Here is a 16,564-nt window from a genome sequence, read left to right on the forward strand (position 1 = left end):
TTCATTTTTTAATCAATTCACCAAGTTTTTTTCTAAAAATAAATACCAAAATAAACGAAAATAAACTAAAAAAAAACAATCCAATTCTTAATGCTCTTAATTTATATTCAAAATAAACTTTGTAAACTCCTGGAGTGTCAACTTTTACAGACATAAAACTTGGACTAATTTCGTAAATTTCAGATTCAGTTCCATTAACATACGCGCGCCATTCAGGATGCGCACTAACTTTTAACATAATAAAACAACTAGAATCAGTTACATTAACTAAAGTTTCATAATATCCTCGCCTAACAACTTCAGTTCCACCAATAACAGATCCACAATTTTTAGGAACTGATTTAAATGTTTGAAAAAAATGGAGTGCATCTACTGTTGTTAATTCATGTGTTTTTAAATTTTTAACATCAATATTAAAACTATTATCAGTTATAACAACTCGTTTTCTATCCTCACTTAACAATGATTGATAATTTTTCATCAAAACAGATCGTTCAGGGGGAATAATTAAAAAGTTCAAATCAATATGTTCAGTTATACTAGTTAATTCATTCAACAAACGAGGTTTTAAAATTAGGATATGTTCATTAGTCGAAGGAAGTACACTAAAATACCACATAAGAAAAATAGGCCTGGAATCACCTAAAGAAGAATCAATCGCAATAGAACTTTGAACTAAATCAAAATAAGAAGAAGACGTTTTATTAAAAATAACATAGTTTTTATTTTTAAAATAAAAATCAGTCAAATTAGTTCTATTAGAATTTGAAATAAAATAGCCTAAATTAAATAAATTATACAGATCAGTTTTATTTGAGAATGAAATAAATGGTTTATTCACATAAAAAATACTCAAAGAATCATGTCCTCCTATTCCACCACTAAAAAAAGACGGTTTATTAGAATAAATTGGAATGCTATTAGGAATCATAGAATATGAACTAAAATTTTCAAAAATTACTCGAGAATTAGGCATTAAATTTAACTCATTCATGATTTGATTAAGATCCGGTTCAGACCCCACATCATGAAAAGTAACAACGTTTCCCACATAATTAGCAGATGTATCTATAACAACAGGTGCCAAAAAAAAAACACAAACTAATAATACAATCAATAAATTAATTTGTTCATACCGGTGAAGCCTAAATTTAGAAGAAATCAAATCAATCAAAAAACCAAATGCGACTCCGATAAGAATTATTGAAAAAAAATGAAGCAAACTAATAAACCTAAATAATGGAATTGCACTAACACCAGGAATAAAATTAATTAAATTTCCAAATAATGCACGACCAATTAAAAAAAAGAAAGATAAACAAAACCCTGCCAAAATAAATTTATGTCTATCTTCTTGACGAAAATGAAAAGAAATCAAAATTCCCAAAACAGCAAAAAAAGTTAAAAAAGGCAATCTCCCAAAATCTAAAAAATTACCTGAAAAAAAATGAAAAAATGATGAAACCCCATAACCATCAATACGATCAAAAGATTTATGTGAAAATTTACCATCATTCATATAATCCCCATAAAAATATATTGGAATCAAAAGAAATGCCACAAAACAGAAAGTACAAAAAGCTAAAAAAAGAATTTTCTTTAATTTTAGTTTATTAAATTTCAAAAAAAGAGCAGGCACAGCAGTTAAAGCAGCCATAAACCCAGATAAAAAATGGGTTAAAAAAGTAAGAGATAAAAAAACAGATACTTTAAAAAAAGTAATTTCATTTTTACAATTTTTAATAAAAAAAAATCGGTAAATAAACGCAATTGTAAGTGGAAAAAAAATTAACACCATCACTTGAGAGTATATACCATATTTAAAAAAAGCTACAATCTCTAATCCAAATCCCTGATAAGAAGAAAGCATTGTTGAGACCAATGCACTAAATAATGAACTAATTTGAGAAAATTCCATCAACCTCATACTTTTATAAATAACTAAAGGGAATAACCCAAAAGATAAAAAGATCGATAACTTAAATAAAAATAACAAATCTAAATGAGTGAATACATATATTAAACCAATAAAAAAATAAGATAATGGTGCATAAAAATTAAACAAAGGAAACCCCAAATTATAATCTGGACTCCACCAATTAAGAGTATGAGTTTGAATTAAATCTACCGTATTAATAACTAAATTAAAATGACTTACTCCATCGCCCCCCGGAGGAAGCCCTCGCTGCAATAAAGGAGATAAAAAAAATAAATTAAAAAAAATAATAATTCCTAAAATAATATACAGCGATGTTTTGTGTAATTCTTTCATCAAAAATTTAAAAATAAAAGATATTTAAATAGTTTTAGAATCATTTAAATAGGAAAACAAGTATATCCAAATTATGAAAATATCCATAGTAATTCCCGCATATAATGAAGAAAAAAGAATAGGAAATTCATTAAAAAAAATAATCAAATTTTGCAATAAAAATTTGACAGATTATGAATTAATCATAGTGAATGACTTCTCAAAAGACAATACATTAGAAATAATAAACAAAAACAAAAACAAAAAAACAAAAGTTCTAAAAAATAAAAAAAATAAAGGAAAAGGTTATACTGTGAAAAGAGGTATTTTAAATGCAAAATACCCTCTAGTCCTATTTTCAGATAGTGATCTTGCAACACCTATTGAAGAAATTTTAAAAATGCTCAAATACATCCCAAAATATGATATTATTATTGCATCCAGAAACCTAAAAAAGTCCGATGTAAGAGTCAAACAATCTTGGTATCGTCAAATAATGGGTAAAACATTTCCAATTATTGTTAATATGCTAGCAGTTCCAGGAATTCGTGATACTCAATGTGGATTTAAATTATTCAAAACAGATCTAGCAAAAAAAATTGTATCAAAGCAAACAATTAATAGATGGGCTTTTGATGTAGAATTATTATTTATCGCAAGAAAAATGAATCTAAAAATAAAAGAAGTCCCAATTATTTGGATCGATAAAGAAGGAAGCACAATAACCAACCCCCTCCGAGACGCAACAAAAATGCTAAAAGATGTTATAAAAATCCAATTAAATAATTTCAAAGGAAAATATGATTAAAAAAATTTAAAAATAAAATAATTCCATAAATTATACAAATAAAGATAATATTCTTTAAAATTTGCTTTACTTTTTCCTTTAACGCGATCAGTAAAAGTTATTGGTACTTCTTTAACGATTTTCCAATTTGATTTAACCAACAGCTCTAAACAAATTTTAAATCCTTTTGCATTAAATCGTTTTCCTTCTATACATTTTTTTTTAATTAAAAAAAAACCAGACATGGGATCCTTCGCTTTAGTAAATGGACGAGATAAAAATGTTGCTCCTTTTGAAACAATTCTTCGAAATAAAGGCCACCCAACAATTTTACCTCCCTTAACATACCTGCTTCCAATAACAAAATCAGGAAATCGCTTATCATATCCAACAGGAGTAATAATTGCATTATAAAGTTGAGGAATTAATTGGGGAGGATGACTCATATCAGCATCCATAACGCCTAAAATTTCTCCTTTTGCACAATCAAATCCTGCTAATACTGCAGAACTTAAACCAGTTTTAGCAGTTCTACTTAACAAATGAAGTTTAGAAAATTTATTTTTAAGTTTTTTAACCATTTCACTCGTTCCATCAGGAGAATTATCATCAACAACAATAATCTCCGCAGAAATTTTATATTGACTAAATAATTCAAACAAATTTTTAATTAAAATAGAAATATTTTCTTTTTCATTATAAGTTGGAATTATTAAACTAAGAACTACCATTGTTTACTCCTCGCATCTTTTGTTTTGTTAATAAAATAAGTTTATAAACTGATTGATCGGGTTTCATTTGTAACGCAAAATTAAATGCAAATAATGCCTCCTCATATTCACCTAAATAAAAATTAGCAATTCCTAAGTTATTCCACGACTCAAATGAAGAATTATCTAATTTAATTGCTTGATGAAAAAAATATTTAGCTGAGTTATAATCACCCATTTTCAATTTGTTTATTCCTAAAAATGATTTAGAATTAGAAAAATCTCTTTTAAGAACTAAATATACAGGATCTTTTGATTCATTATGACTTATCAAATAATTAGCACTATAATATTCATAATCTAAATCAACATTCAAAGTAGACAAATTATTAATTTGAAAAATAATGCCCCTAATAGAATAAGTTTTATTTTCAACAGATAAATTATTAAAAGTGGAAAACAAAACATAATTAGTATCTAATTTAGCAATTAAATTATTAAATATATCATCAACACTCAAATAGTTTTCATTTGATAAAATAATATTAAATTTAGATTCAAGTTGTTTTAAATAAACCTTTGATCCAAACATATTTATATGAATGATCTCAGTATTAACAAATTTATTATCAACATACTTTAAATACCAAAAAATGGGCAAAGTTACATCACTATCGGTAAACAAAACATTTTTTTCAGACGTAATACTATAAATAGTATTATCAACATCTAATCCATACCAATAAGGCAAATAATTATCAGATTCATTATTAATTTGAAAATTACTATAAAATTGAAAACATATCAAACAAAAAACAATTAAAAAAATAAAACCTTTAATTAATTTATTTAACTTATAATTTAATAAAAAATAAAAGCCATAAAGTATAATAAATAAAACAAAAAAATAAGAGCTTAAAAAAAATATATCAATTCCTTTAATTTCAGTACCTATTTTATAAGTTATATTAAATAACAAATTAACTAAAAGAACTAATAAAAAAAAAATTCCTAATTTTATATCTTTTCTTTTAAAAAATAAATAAAAAACACCTAAAAAAATAAATAAACTTAACAAACCAAATTGAAAAAACAAATCATTTACAAAAAAGGATATATAAGACGAAACTTGAGAATAATCTGCAGACCCCATCAACGGCCTAAATTGTTTTGCAGTTACATGATCTAAAAAATTACTAAATAATTCTGGATTACCCCAATCCATTTCAGGATTCATTGAAGATCTAATTGACAAATATAAATAGGGAGTAAGGCCAATAAGAAAAATTAAAAAACAAATAATAATTATTTTAATATTAAACATTTTTTTATTTATTTTTAAATTAAAAATATTAAATCCTTGTTTTTTAATAAATATAAAATATAAAAATCCAGGAGCAAACAAAACATAAGTAAGATGATTTGTTAAACAAAGACCGTAGGTAAAACAAAAAAAATATAACCATTTATTATCTCCTAATTTTTCAAATTTTAACAAAAAATAAAAAGATACACTCAATAAAAAAATACCTAAAGTATGAACCTCGGCAATCACTGCTTGACTCCAAAATGTTTTAGAAAAAGAAAAAAGAAAAACTGCTAATAACGAAATTAATTTATTTTTAGATAAAATTAAAGCAGATAAAAATATGAAAATAGCAGCTAAACTTCCAAAAAATGCAGACATTAAATTAATCCTAAATCCCTGAGTTCCTAAAGGAATATAAGAAAACACATGCCCTAACATAGTATGCAAAGGATATCCTGTTGGGTGCGCTATTCCCAAAGTTATTGCAGCAGTTGAAAGTTCAACTGAATCTTCCCATTCAATAATTGGATTTAAAGTAATAAAATAAATTGAAAAGGTTAAAAAAAAAACAAATACAACCATAAAATAAGTATTTAAATATTTATTAACCATTTAGTTATTCAATATTAAACATTTTAAAAAGATTTAGGTAATATAATAATTATGTCTCATAACAATCAAGTAAAATATTATAACTTCTAGTTATTATTTTTGTTCTTTCTAAAATATTTTGTTAACAAAAAGTAAAATACTAAGAAATATACAACAAACAGAATCCACCCAATATTATTATGAAACAAATTTATTGCAAATTGCCTATCTATTTCAATTGCAACAATAGTTAATAAAAAAATTCTAAAAGAAGTAAGAACAAAATCACCAATTAATGCCAATCCAAATGCAGTAAATAGCTTCCAATCTTTTTTCAATTTGTCATCATATAAAAGAACTACAAGAAACAAAAATAGAAATAAAGAACTTGACTCAATACCTGAACAATCTTTGCTTATTCCTGCTAGAAATCCTTTAGCAACTAATCCCATTCCTTGCTCATAAGGAACTACTGTCGCAATATTACCATAAACTAAATTCAACATCCCTGCAGTTAAATTTGCAACCAAACTTGAAAAATAAACCCAATTTAAGTTCAAAAATTCTTTAATAGCAACATATATGACAATAAGAAGAATTAGAGAAATAAATGTTTTTTTGTATTTAAAAAAAACTTTTTTGAAATAATTCAACCCAAAAATTGCGCAAAAAAAAGTAATTGTACCCAACCCATATAAAACGGAAGATACATAAAAAATAGTCCATGCAAAATCATAATTACTTTTTGGATGAATAAAATACCTAAGTACAAAAAAAAGGAAAAATAAAATAAGCGAACTTACTGAAAAAACAATTAGTTGAAATAAATCAGTTTTGGGTTTTAATTTCATTAATTCTTCTTCATTTAAAATAAAAAAAAGAACTAATAACACAAAAAAAAGAATATGTAATCTATGAAGAATTATATTAAATCCAATAACTAACTCAAATATATTCGCTAAAAAACTAAATAATAAAGGAAGTAACATAAAAACAGAAGTAAAAAAAATAAAATAATTAATTCTAAAAAAATTATATTTAGACAAATTCATTTTATTTCCTTTCAAAAATTATTATGATTTTTCCAGAATAATAACCATCTTCAATACCAATTGGAGGAAATACTCTAAAAAACAAAGGAAATTTTTCCAAAGGTTCTAAACTAAAAGAATTATTACGAGGAATAACTAAATCAGGATAATCACCAACTGCATAAATTTTCACATTTACAGGCACATCATGCGAGTTTGTTACAAATACTTTCCGTTCAGAACTAGATCCTCCAGGAACCATCCCAAAATGAATAGCGTCTGGATCAACATTAATTCCTACAATCGAACCATTAACTTTAAAATCGTATAACATAGTGCTTTTTTCAACAACTTTATAACTAGAATACGCTAAAGAAGTTATACCAATACTAAATAATAAAACTAAAAAAAATAAAATAAAAAGAGTCATTTTTTTCATAATATCACCACTGTGTTTGTTGTTTTTTTTTCCTCTTTTTCAAAACAATTAATACTAAAATATTAAGTAATACAAGGACAGTTACAGCACCTATCAACATCCAATTAGTATCCCCATCAAAAGTTGAAGGTTTTTTCTCATCTTGACTTTTTTGAAACTCTTCTTGACTCAGAACAGTCACATTACCCTTATAATTAGAACTGCTCCCATCATAAAACAAAGTTATTCTTAAATCTTTATTTCCTGATGTTAAGCTTTGAGAATCTAAGTACGTAGACAATGTTCCCATTCCCATTTTATCTAATTTAATTGTAGGTGTCTGAGTAATAAGGTCATCAATAAATATTTTAGCATATATATTAACATTATTATTCCAATTACTCTTAACACGAACATCAAATGGAGCTATAATACCTGCAATTAATCTAGTAGTGTGACTCATAACACCTATATTTTTTGTTCCTACAAAAAAAGAATCGCTAAGATTTTCTTCAGGTTGACCATCATAATTAATAATTGCAGTTGCAGTATATTTACCAGGGGGAAACCCAGTAGAATCAAAGTCTGCTTCCAAAAAAATCTGTTCAAAATAACCTACTGAAAGCTCATTTGTATAAAGCGTAGTAATAGAATTTTGTTGATCATCAAATACATTTATTGTTGCACTTATTTTATCAATTAAATTTGTTCCTAAATTTTGAACTGAAATTTGCATTTTTGCAATATCATTCTCATTTAAATTAGGCGCATTTAATTCAGAATTAATTTTATACCCTTCATAAGGCATATTAATTATTATTTTTCCCCTCGCACTACCAATTGAACCCGTTCCTCCACTATTTAAACTAGATGTTGGCACTTCAGTTACCGTAACAAAATTAGTTATTTGTCCTTGTTCAATTAAAGTTTCAGGAAGGTTTACATGAACTTTAAAATTAAGTATCGCAGGATTTTTAATATTTTTTATATATTTAGGTTCAACAGTTATATACTCCGATAATTTACCAGACACAGTTATGTCATAATCCAGCACTAAAGGAGGCCTGTTTGCTTTTATACTATAAGTATACGTTTTTTTATCACCTGGTTTAAAATTAATTAATTTTCCAGGTCCTCCAACCGAGCCAATACCAATAGCTAAAATAGAATTAGTAAACATAATTAATATTACTATATATAACACAAATTTTAATTTCATTTTATAATAAATCCCCCTTTACAATAAAAGAAAAAAAAAAAAAAAAAAACTTAGTCTGGATCCGCATCACAAGGAGTTTCAGAACATTCTGCTACAAAAGTCCAAGTTGCTGTCTGTCCACCTTTGTTTGCTCCTTTTGGAATTTTAACATATGATGATACACTTGTATCTTCTGCTACATCCAAGTCAGTACAAACTACTTGTGAACTTCCAGTAATTTCAGCATACGTTGGTATATCCCCATCAGCACACTCATTAACATAACTTCCTCCAGCTAAATTTGAAGCATACTTAAATGATGGCGCTACATCATTACACTGATCACAAATAAATGATGTACTAACTAAACTTGAAGTAAAGTTAATTGACAAGTCAAAACTTCCATCATTGTGAATTTGAACTGCATCTGTAGGACAAACTAAATCAGGGAATAAAGCATCGTTAGTTTCAGTTCCATTTCCAGACCAACACTCATAATATGTTGAATCATCACTACCATTTAATGTTGCACTACCAAACGCGATAGCAGAATCAATAAATTCGAAACTTGAATACGCTGTAATGTTCAATGTAACTTCTCCATCTTGAGTTGTGTTTGTTCCGGACGCAAATCCAGTCACAACTGTAACTTTACCTAATTTATTCATACTTAATACTACGCCCCCTAAACTAACAACGATTGCTGCTACTAATAGGATAGCTAATGTTTTGTTTGAAACTTCTTCCATATTATATCAAACCTCCTCTTTTATTCTGTAGGATTTTCAGTTCCTTCAACTGCTTCTGGTTCTACTGGTGCAGGTTCTAAAACCGCTTCAGCTTCTACAGGTTGTTCTGCTGGTAATATCTCTAAACTTACTTCTGCATCTTTAGGCTCTACTGGTGCAGGCTCTGGCGCAGGTTGAATTATTTCTAATGAAACCTTTGCATCACCTTTATCAGACGGACCTACGATATTAACATCAGTAGGTGCCTTACTAGCCATCTCTAATACTGTCACTGTACCAACAACTGAAACAACAAGTGTAAGAACCAGCAAAATCAAAATAGTTTTTTTCGAAACGTCATCTTTTGCCATATTACTTACCTCCTTTTAAGAAACTTTGTTTTTAAAAAAACTCCATTTCTTCACCTTAAAAATTAAATTATTGTACTGAATACAAAAAATTATATTTAAAGCTTTCTATTTTTTGGCCTTTTTTCCATACCAGGACCCAAATAACGCCACTGAAACGACCAAGAAGTAGTAAACATAAAAAACAACTAAAAAACCAATAAATTTCACTACTTAATCATAGTTAAATAACCAAAAGATATTTAAATGATTAAATTCTTTACCAACTAAAATGTGGGCCGACTTACTACATAAAATTTGTATTTTCTTAATAATTATAATTTTAATAACATTAGGTTGGACTGCAAATGATATCATCAGTGAAAGCCTAGAAATAAAATATGAAAAACCATTCGCATTTTCAATTAAAGAAATAACTAAAAGTACAGAAATTAGTTCTCCCTCAAATCACATTAAAGAAAACCAAATTCATGTTTACCAAGATTTAATCATTTTAGATATAAAAAACGCTAGTTGGGGTAGTTTTACAGATACTAATAGCATGGATCCATTCTTAGATCAAGGCTCAAATAGCATCGAAATCAAACCAACAAAACAATCACAAATTCAAGTAGGAGATATTATTTCTTATGAAAACTCTAAAAAAGAAATCATAATTCACAGAGTAATAGAAAAAGGACTTGATTCAGAAGGTACTTATTATATACTTAAAGGAGATAATAATCAAGGTAAAGATCATCAAAAAGTACGGTTCAATCAAATCAAAGGAATTTTAGTTGGAATAATTTACTAATCAAACCAAAATGGTTTTTCAAGAAGAAGCTAAATATTTAAGAGAATGCCAAACAAGGGTCATAATCCCTGTTCCAACTAGGTCAGGAATTGAAAAATTTCTATTTCACCAAGATAAAAATTCTCAAACAGGACAAGAATCTCACATTAAATCAATTGGGGGAATAGTTGACTTAGGTGATTTAAGCATTACTGAAAGATTATCTTTAGAAGTTTCTCAAGAATTAGGTGCAGAATTAGTTTATGTTGAACCATTTTATGTTGCAATTGATTCAAGAACAGATTCTACAACTGGCTCAACAGTTCATTCAGTTATTCATTATTATTGGGGAAAATTAAAAAGAACGCCCCCTGAAGGAATCATAACTCCTGATAAAACATTAATTACTCCCTCAGGTGCAAAAATACATCTCCCTAACATAACTCCTGATGAAAATGGAGATATCACACACAGAATTAAACATTTAACAAGGGATGATGTTCAAACAATGTGTTATGATGGCACTCGAAGAGCAGTAGATCAATTAAATGATTTAAGTTTAAATGAACGCGCAAAATCTAGAGACTATACTCTTTCACAAGAATATGTTAGTTTAGTTCAACAAATGACTGGTAAAAAAATTTCTCAAAAATGCCAACTTATTCTCAGACCATATAAAAAGCATGCAATCAAAGGATTAAAAGAAGCTCAATTATTAATTATGACTGATTTATTTTGGCACAATACAAGACTTACTTGGAATAGAAGAAAACATGCTAGTTTAAAAAAACAAGTGAAAACTTATGCGCGATCTAAAAAATTCAAAACAGAGATTCAAAAACTATTTGAAGGAGGCCAATTATACTTAAAATATTTTCAATAATAAAAAATAATCTAACATATTATACTCCCATCATATAGTGCACTCTCAATCATAAGTAACCAAATCCACATATAAAAAAAATTATTTCTTCAACAAATTATTTAAACACTTAGTTCTTATTCTTAATTTATGACCCAAAATATACCCTACCATGTTCTTGCAGATCCAGAAAAAATAAAAAAAATCGAACAAGCAGGAAAAATTGCAGCAGAAGCATTACAATATGGCAAATCACTCATAAAACCAGGAGTTTTACTACTAGATGTTGCAACCAAAGTAGAAAAAAAAATATTTGATATGGGTGGAAAGCTAGCATTCCCAGTTAACATCTCACTAAATCAAACCGCAGCACATTACACTCCCATCCCTCAAGATAAATCAGTTTTTACTGATGAAATTATTAAATTAGATGTTGGAGCACACGTTGATGGATTTATTGGAGACAATGCACTTACAGTTGACTTATCAAATCAACATTCTGATTTAGTTAAAGCTTCACGCGATGCACTTAATGCAGCAATTAAAACAATTCGAGTCGGAGTAACATTAGGTGAAATTGGAAAAGCAATACAAGAAACAATTGAAAGTTCAGGATTTAAACCAATTAAAAATCTTAGCGGTCATGGACTCGGAGAATACGAACAACATAGCGGAATTAGCATTCCAAATTACAATACAGGAGATACAACTGAATTAAATGAAGGGCAACACATCGCAATTGAACCTTTTGCCACAAATGGAATAGGACTCATTGTTGAAAAAGGAAATCCATTCATTTATTCCCAAGTAATCAAAAAACCAGTTAGAAGTCAAATAACCCGCGAAGTTCTTAAATTAATTGAATCATACAAAGGACTACCTTTCGCAACTAGATGGATCACAGATAAATATCCTTTGTTCAAAGCAAATTTTGCAATAAGAGAATTAACACAAATTAATTTAATTAGGGGTTACGCACCATTAGTTGAAAAACGAGATGGACTCGTTAGTCAAGCAGAACATAGTCTTATCGTCGGAGATAAACCTAAAATTACAACAAAAATAGATTAAATAACCAAAACACAACTAAGTGTTGCCTTGGCAATCCAGCATAAAAAAGTTCGATTCATGCAGAACTTTTTATTGTTTATGTGACACACAGTATCAAAAAAAATGCCGCAACACTTCACCTAAACACCCAATTTAATAACAAAAAAAAGAAAAAAAACTTTATTTAAGTTTTTCACAAACTTCTTTTATACTAAGTAAACTTTCTTCACCCGAACTCATATCTCTTAATTTTACTTTATCTTGATCAAGTTCATCTTGACCTACAAAGATCACAAAAGGAATATTAAATGAGTTTGCATAATTTAAATTTTTTGATATGCTTCTATTCACTAAATCAATATCACAATTTATTCCTGAGTCTCTTAATTTTTCAGCAATCTTATTTGATTCAGTAAATGTTTTAATTGGAATAACATATGCTTTCACAGTTGTTTTTTTCAGTTCTATTTTTTTTGAGAGTTTCATTACTTCAACAATAGGTTCAAGTCCAAAACTTATCCCAACTGCAGGAAATTCTTTTTTAGATTCAAGATAATCTCCAATCATATTATCATATCTCCCCCCAGCAGACAATGATGAAGTAAATTTAATTTTCTTACCATTTTCATCCTCAAAGTCTTGATTTTTTAAAACTACTTCAAACACCGTTCCAGTATAATAACTCAATCCCCTTGCAAGTGAAGGTCTAAATACGACATCATCACCACTAACATAGGTAAATAATTCAATTAATTTATTAAGCGCTAGTTTTGTTTCTTCTTTTTGTGCTACTAATTTAATTTTATCAATTTTTTCTTTATTTGTGCCTGATACTGTCAATAAATCTAATAATTCAGAAATCTTTGATGCGTCAAGCGAACTACTAATGTTTAAAATTGCTTCTTTTACGGCTATTATTCCAATTTTTTTTAGTTTATCAATTTCAAGAATTACGTCAACCAACAAATCATCAGAAATCTCAAATTCTCGAAGTATTGCTTCCAATAAATCTCTGCTATTAATTTCGATTTTCACTTCCAAATCTAATTGTTTGAACACTTTTTGAGCTATTTGAACGCATTGAGCATCAGAACTAATGGATTTAGCTCCAACAATATCTACATCACATTGCCAAAATTCTCTATATCTTCCAAGTTTAATAGGTCCATCTCGAAATACTCTTCCAATTTGATATCGTTTGAACGGCATTTTCATTGTTGGATTCATGCCCACAAATCGAGAAAATGGAACAGTTAAGTCATATCTTAAGCCTAATTCTCTATCTCCTTGGTCTTTAAATTGAAATGTTTCCTTAAGAATTTCTGATCCTCCAGCATATTTTGCAGCTAAAATATCCATTCTTTCAATTAATGGCGTTTCAATAGGTACAAATCCATATAATTCAAAAACAGTTTTGAGTTTTTCAACAATTTCCTGTCTAGGTATTTTTTCTTCAGGTACAAAATCTCTTACTCCGCGAGCATTCATTAAATTCATAATTATCACCATAATTAAACATTTTTCAATAATTAAACATTTTAAAGTAAATATCAAAAACATTAAAATTAAAAACAAAAAAATATTAAAAAAAACATTAAAAAAACATTAAAAGGAAGATGATTTCTTTTCTTTTAAATAATTTATGAAATAAAACCCCTAAAACCCAAAATTAACTCTAAAGTATTTTAACCATAAAATTTATAAATGCCAGCACCATTATTGAATTGTGGTGCTTTCATGAAGAACCGTTCTAACAATGACCTTAGCGTACATGCTATGTTGCAGTCTCAACTTCAAGTAGATCCAAATCAATTTTATTCACTCATGCTAGAACAACAACCTCAATTTGTAGTTCGCGAACTTATCAAAAGTGGACTGAAATTAACTCCTGACAACATCAAAAAATTTCTTGTTTTTTCTGCATTCGGAATTCATCGAATCGATTTTATCAAAAATATCCAATTACAATCTGATTATAAAGAAAGAATAATTCGAGTAAATGGCAGCTCAATTGATACAAATGATGCATTTGAATATTTATTTAAAGAAGTGGATCTAAGTCTTACAGGAGTAAGCGAAGAATTATTAAAAAAATGCAGATATGGCTGTTCAAAAATTTTTAAATATGCACACGACAAACATTTAGAAACAGGAAAAAAAAGACAAGGTGCAAATTTTTATTTTATCCACGTTATTCGCGCGTGGGAATTGCTCGATAGCAAATTAATTAACATTTCTCAAAATAAAACAGAATTAATCAGAAATACTATTTTTCTTCATGATGTTGTAGAAGAAATGCAAAGCTATCGTGAAAAACAATTTAGCAATTTACTTTTAACTAAAATGAGTAGTAAAGTACATTCTGTTCCAAATTCAGATGTTACTAATTTAATTAGTTCAAAAATTATTTCTAAACAAGAACAAAAATTAACAACTGAAATTATGTCTGATGAAACATTAAAAACATTATATGAAGAAATTCTTAATCCCCCTGAATATCAAGAAATTATGGAACTTATGAATACTCCTTTAATCGCAAAACAAGTTGTATCCTTTGTATGGGCAGTAACTAAACAAGCAGAAAGCATAGATGCTTCATTAAATAGGCTTGTTGACGTTTCAAAAAAGATGTTTATTGAACATAACGAAAATTATGATGTTCCAGTCCTAGTAAAGTTAGGAGATTCTTTAGATAACACATCAACACTTCCTGAAAGTGGAGCTTCAGCACAACTTAATCGGTTCAAAAAAAATCTTTATTTTTTAAAAGCACTTGATGAAAATTTAATTATACCTCATAAAATTCAAAATGAAAATATTATTAGACTACGCCAAGACTTAATTGAATGTAGCACAGAATCCATTAAACGACTTTTTGACAAATATGCAATAGAAAAAGATTGTAATCGCAAAACATATACCAATGTCGAAAAAAGAGATTATGCAGTCATTCTAAAAAAACTCACATTCTATAATAATCAATTTAAAATATTAAATAAAAGAAAATTCTAAAAACTCACTAAATTAATAAAAATCAACTAACAAATATAAATTACTAATTTGACTTTTCTTTCTTATTTTTTTTCATTTTATATCTTCCACGAAGTTCTACTTGATCGAGTCTCTTAATAACTTCGCATCCAATATCATAATGCTCAGAATAGCTTTCAAGCAAAAACTCATATGCTTTTTCAAATATTTTATAATGTTTTGATTCTAATGCTTGTTTTATTAAATGTAAATCTACTGCTCTATCTTCTATTTTATCTGAAAAAAAACTAAGTCCGAAATCAATAAAATAAATTTTATTTTCAGAATCACCCAAAATCATATTAGAAGTTGTTAAATCACCATGCATAATTCCATTTTTATGCATTAATGCAATATTTTTTCCAATTTCGATGCTAAACTTTTCAAAATTAGTTTCAAAAACATCTCGTAACTTAGACCCTTTTACAAAACTCATCTGAATAACCATATTTTTTTCATCAACACGTTCCAATTTAGGTCCAAGAACTCCAGTTGATCTTAATTTGTCCATAACTTTGGCTTCTCTTTTTGTTCTAAATTTTCGAAGTTTTAAATCAAGATCGAAATGTCTAAATTTTTTTTCAAATCTATATTTAAACACATATTCTTTAGACTCATCAACATAAATTATAGCTTCAGCACCTTGAGCTATAGGTTCTCCTAATAAAGACCCATCAAAAGGTTCATTAATTAAATTTGCACTCATAATTTTTATTTTACCCTAACTTTTTATAAGTTTTATGGAAATCTTAGATATATATCACCCTCTCGCCCAAAATCACCACACAACTCGAATATTATATTATAGACAATCATCACATTTTAACCAAATAAAATATCTTAGATAAATTTATAAGGAAAAACACAACTCACTTTAATTCTATGACTAAAGTATTTTTAATTCATGGAGCGTATGGAACTCCTACCGAAAACTGGTTTCCTTGGCTAAAAAAAGAATTAGAAAAACTTAATTGTCAAGTTTTTGTTCCTAAATTTCCAACACCACAAAACCAAACACTTCAAAATTGGTTTTTTGCATTTAATTCTTATTTATCAAAACTTGATGAAAATTCAATTGTTATCGGACATAGTTTAGGTCCTGCATTTTTAATGAGAGTCTTAGAAACAACTAATTCAACCACTCTTTCAAAACCCATCAAATCTGCATTTTTTATTGCACCATTTATTGATTTTTTAGATAATCCCGAATTTGACGAAATTAATAGAACGTTTATTGAAAATAATTTTGATTGGAAAAAAATAAAATCAAATTGTAAAAAATTCGTTATTTATCATTCAGATAATGATCCTTATGTGAATTTAAAATATGCAAAATATGTTGCAACTAAACTTAATGTGGATATAAATATAATTCCTAACGCAGGACACTTCAATCAAGCTTCAGGCTATTTACAATTTACAAAACTTTTAGAAGACATTAAAAAAGAATTATAACAAA

General features: G+C 27.5%; 16 protein-coding genes. 6 read left to right on the forward strand and 10 right to left on the reverse strand.

The window, feature by feature from the left end:
• Window position 1: 1 nt before the first annotated feature.
• On the reverse strand, window positions 2-2,272 hold the full coding sequence (locus HN587_04025; protein MBT7903009.1) for a hypothetical protein: 2,271 nt from the start codon (window positions 2,270-2,272) through the stop codon (window positions 2-4).
• Window positions 2,273-2,345: 73 nt separating this feature from the next.
• On the opposite strand from HN587_04025, the gene HN587_04030 reads away from it, so the two are divergent.
• Window positions 2,346-3,059, forward strand: coding sequence for a glycosyltransferase family 2 protein (locus HN587_04030; GenBank protein ID MBT7903010.1), 714 nt, complete (start codon window positions 2,346-2,348; stop codon window positions 3,057-3,059).
• Here the strand turns inward: HN587_04030 and HN587_04035 are convergent.
• The 7 genes from HN587_04035 to HN587_04065 all read right to left on the reverse strand — a co-directional run bounded on the left by HN587_04035 (window position 3,056) and on the right by HN587_04065 (window position 9,394).
• Window positions 3,056-3,769: a polyprenol monophosphomannose synthase gene (locus HN587_04035; GenBank protein MBT7903011.1), complete on the reverse strand. Its 714-nt coding sequence runs from the start codon at window positions 3,767-3,769 to the stop codon at window positions 3,056-3,058. The genes HN587_04030 and HN587_04035 overlap by 4 nt on opposite strands.
• Complete coding sequence (locus HN587_04040) at window positions 3,756-5,669, reverse strand: DUF2723 domain-containing protein (GenBank protein MBT7903012.1); 1,914 nt, start codon at window positions 5,667-5,669, stop codon at window positions 3,756-3,758. Before HN587_04040 ends, HN587_04035 begins: the two co-directional genes overlap by 14 nt.
• Window positions 5,670-5,755: 86 nt before the next feature.
• Window positions 5,756-6,700, reverse strand: a complete 945-nt coding sequence (locus HN587_04045; protein MBT7903013.1) for an archaeosortase/exosortase family protein — start codon at window positions 6,698-6,700, stop codon at window positions 5,756-5,758.
• A 1-nt stretch (window position 6,701) separates the two neighbouring features.
• Window positions 6,702-7,118 (reverse strand): hypothetical protein, encoded by a 417-nt coding sequence (locus HN587_04050; GenBank protein ID MBT7903014.1) that lies wholly within the window; start codon window positions 7,116-7,118, stop codon window positions 6,702-6,704.
• Window positions 7,119-7,122: 4 nt separating this feature from the next.
• A complete protein-coding gene (locus HN587_04055; protein ID MBT7903015.1) occupies window positions 7,123-8,316 on the reverse strand; it encodes a hypothetical protein in 1,194 nt (397 codons plus the stop codon).
• A 50-nt stretch (window positions 8,317-8,366) separates the two neighbouring features.
• Window positions 8,367-9,044 (reverse strand): hypothetical protein, encoded by a 678-nt coding sequence (locus HN587_04060; GenBank protein MBT7903016.1) that lies wholly within the window; start codon window positions 9,042-9,044, stop codon window positions 8,367-8,369.
• Window positions 9,045-9,064: 20 nt separating this feature from the next.
• Entirely contained in the window at window positions 9,065-9,394 is a 330-nt protein-coding gene (locus HN587_04065; protein MBT7903017.1) for a hypothetical protein, read from the reverse strand.
• A gap of 268 nt (window positions 9,395-9,662) precedes the next feature.
• On the opposite strand from HN587_04065, the gene HN587_04070 reads away from it, so the two are divergent.
• The 3 genes from HN587_04070 (at window position 9,663) to HN587_04080 (ending at window position 12,096) form a co-directional block, all read left to right on the forward strand.
• Window positions 9,663-10,184, forward strand: a complete 522-nt coding sequence (locus HN587_04070) for a signal peptidase I (protein MBT7903018.1) — start codon at window positions 9,663-9,665, stop codon at window positions 10,182-10,184.
• A gap of 10 nt (window positions 10,185-10,194) precedes the next feature.
• Entirely contained in the window at window positions 10,195-11,046 is an 852-nt protein-coding gene (locus HN587_04075) for a hypothetical protein (protein ID MBT7903019.1), read from the forward strand.
• A 129-nt stretch (window positions 11,047-11,175) separates the two neighbouring features.
• Window positions 11,176-12,096, forward strand: coding sequence for a type II methionyl aminopeptidase (locus HN587_04080; GenBank protein MBT7903020.1), 921 nt, complete (start codon window positions 11,176-11,178; stop codon window positions 12,094-12,096).
• Window positions 12,097-12,255: 159 nt separating this feature from the next.
• Here HN587_04080 and hisS read toward each other — a convergent pair whose 3' ends face one another.
• On the reverse strand, window positions 12,256-13,572 hold the full coding sequence (hisS, locus tag HN587_04085; protein MBT7903021.1) for a histidine--tRNA ligase: 1,317 nt from the start codon (window positions 13,570-13,572) through the stop codon (window positions 12,256-12,258).
• A gap of 240 nt (window positions 13,573-13,812) precedes the next feature.
• Between hisS and HN587_04090 the strand changes: the two genes are divergently transcribed.
• On the forward strand, window positions 13,813-15,087 hold the full coding sequence (locus tag HN587_04090; GenBank protein MBT7903022.1) for a hypothetical protein: 1,275 nt from the start codon (window positions 13,813-13,815) through the stop codon (window positions 15,085-15,087).
• A 43-nt stretch (window positions 15,088-15,130) separates the two neighbouring features.
• Here the strand turns inward: HN587_04090 and HN587_04095 are convergent, their stop codons facing one another.
• A complete protein-coding gene (locus tag HN587_04095; protein ID MBT7903023.1) occupies window positions 15,131-15,811 on the reverse strand; it encodes a Kae1-associated serine/threonine protein kinase in 681 nt (226 codons plus the stop codon).
• Window positions 15,812-15,987: 176 nt separating this feature from the next.
• Here HN587_04095 and HN587_04100 point away from each other — a divergent pair, with 176 nt between their 5' ends.
• Window positions 15,988-16,560, forward strand: a complete 573-nt coding sequence (locus HN587_04100) for a serine hydrolase family protein (protein MBT7903024.1) — start codon at window positions 15,988-15,990, stop codon at window positions 16,558-16,560.
• Window positions 16,561-16,564: the final 4 nt, after the last annotated feature.

The sequence above is a fragment of the Candidatus Woesearchaeota archaeon genome (assembly GCA_018675335.1).
Taxonomy (GTDB): Archaea; Nanobdellota; Nanobdellia; order Woesearchaeales; family UBA11576; genus JABJCP01.

What these genes read in the sequence shown, in the direction of transcription:
- HN587_04040 (MBT7903012.1), bottom strand. Translation starts at nt 5,669, where the DNA reads ATGGTTAATAAATATTTAAATACTTATTTTATGGTTGTATTTGTTTTT.
- HN587_04025 (MBT7903009.1), bottom strand. Translation starts at nt 2,272, where the DNA reads ATGAAAGAATTACACAAAACATCGCTGTATATTATTTTAGGAATTATT.
- HN587_04045 (MBT7903013.1), bottom strand. Translation starts at nt 6,700, where the DNA reads ATGAATTTGTCTAAATATAATTTTTTTAGAATTAATTATTTTATTTTT.
- HN587_04080 (MBT7903020.1), top strand. Translation starts at nt 11,176, where the DNA reads ATGACCCAAAATATACCCTACCATGTTCTTGCAGATCCAGAAAAAATA.
- HN587_04100 (MBT7903024.1), top strand. Translation starts at nt 15,988, where the DNA reads ATGACTAAAGTATTTTTAATTCATGGAGCGTATGGAACTCCTACCGAA.
- HN587_04050 (MBT7903014.1), bottom strand. Translation starts at nt 7,118, where the DNA reads ATGAAAAAAATGACTCTTTTTATTTTATTTTTTTTAGTTTTATTATTT.
- HN587_04055 (MBT7903015.1), bottom strand. Translation starts at nt 8,316, where the DNA reads ATGAAATTAAAATTTGTGTTATATATAGTAATATTAATTATGTTTACT.
- HN587_04030 (MBT7903010.1), top strand. Translation starts at nt 2,346, where the DNA reads ATGAAAATATCCATAGTAATTCCCGCATATAATGAAGAAAAAAGAATA.
- HN587_04060 (MBT7903016.1), bottom strand. Translation starts at nt 9,044, where the DNA reads ATGGAAGAAGTTTCAAACAAAACATTAGCTATCCTATTAGTAGCAGCA.
- HN587_04075 (MBT7903019.1), top strand. Translation starts at nt 10,195, where the DNA reads ATGGTTTTTCAAGAAGAAGCTAAATATTTAAGAGAATGCCAAACAAGG.
- HN587_04035 (MBT7903011.1), bottom strand. Translation starts at nt 3,769, where the DNA reads ATGGTAGTTCTTAGTTTAATAATTCCAACTTATAATGAAAAAGAAAAT.
- HN587_04065 (MBT7903017.1), bottom strand. Translation starts at nt 9,394, where the DNA reads ATGGCAAAAGATGACGTTTCGAAAAAAACTATTTTGATTTTGCTGGTT.
- HN587_04095 (MBT7903023.1), bottom strand. Translation starts at nt 15,811, where the DNA reads ATGAGTGCAAATTTAATTAATGAACCTTTTGATGGGTCTTTATTAGGA.
- HN587_04090 (MBT7903022.1), top strand. Translation starts at nt 13,813, where the DNA reads ATGAAGAACCGTTCTAACAATGACCTTAGCGTACATGCTATGTTGCAG.
- hisS (MBT7903021.1), bottom strand. Translation starts at nt 13,572, where the DNA reads ATGAATTTAATGAATGCTCGCGGAGTAAGAGATTTTGTACCTGAAGAA.
- HN587_04070 (MBT7903018.1), top strand. Translation starts at nt 9,663, where the DNA reads ATGTGGGCCGACTTACTACATAAAATTTGTATTTTCTTAATAATTATA.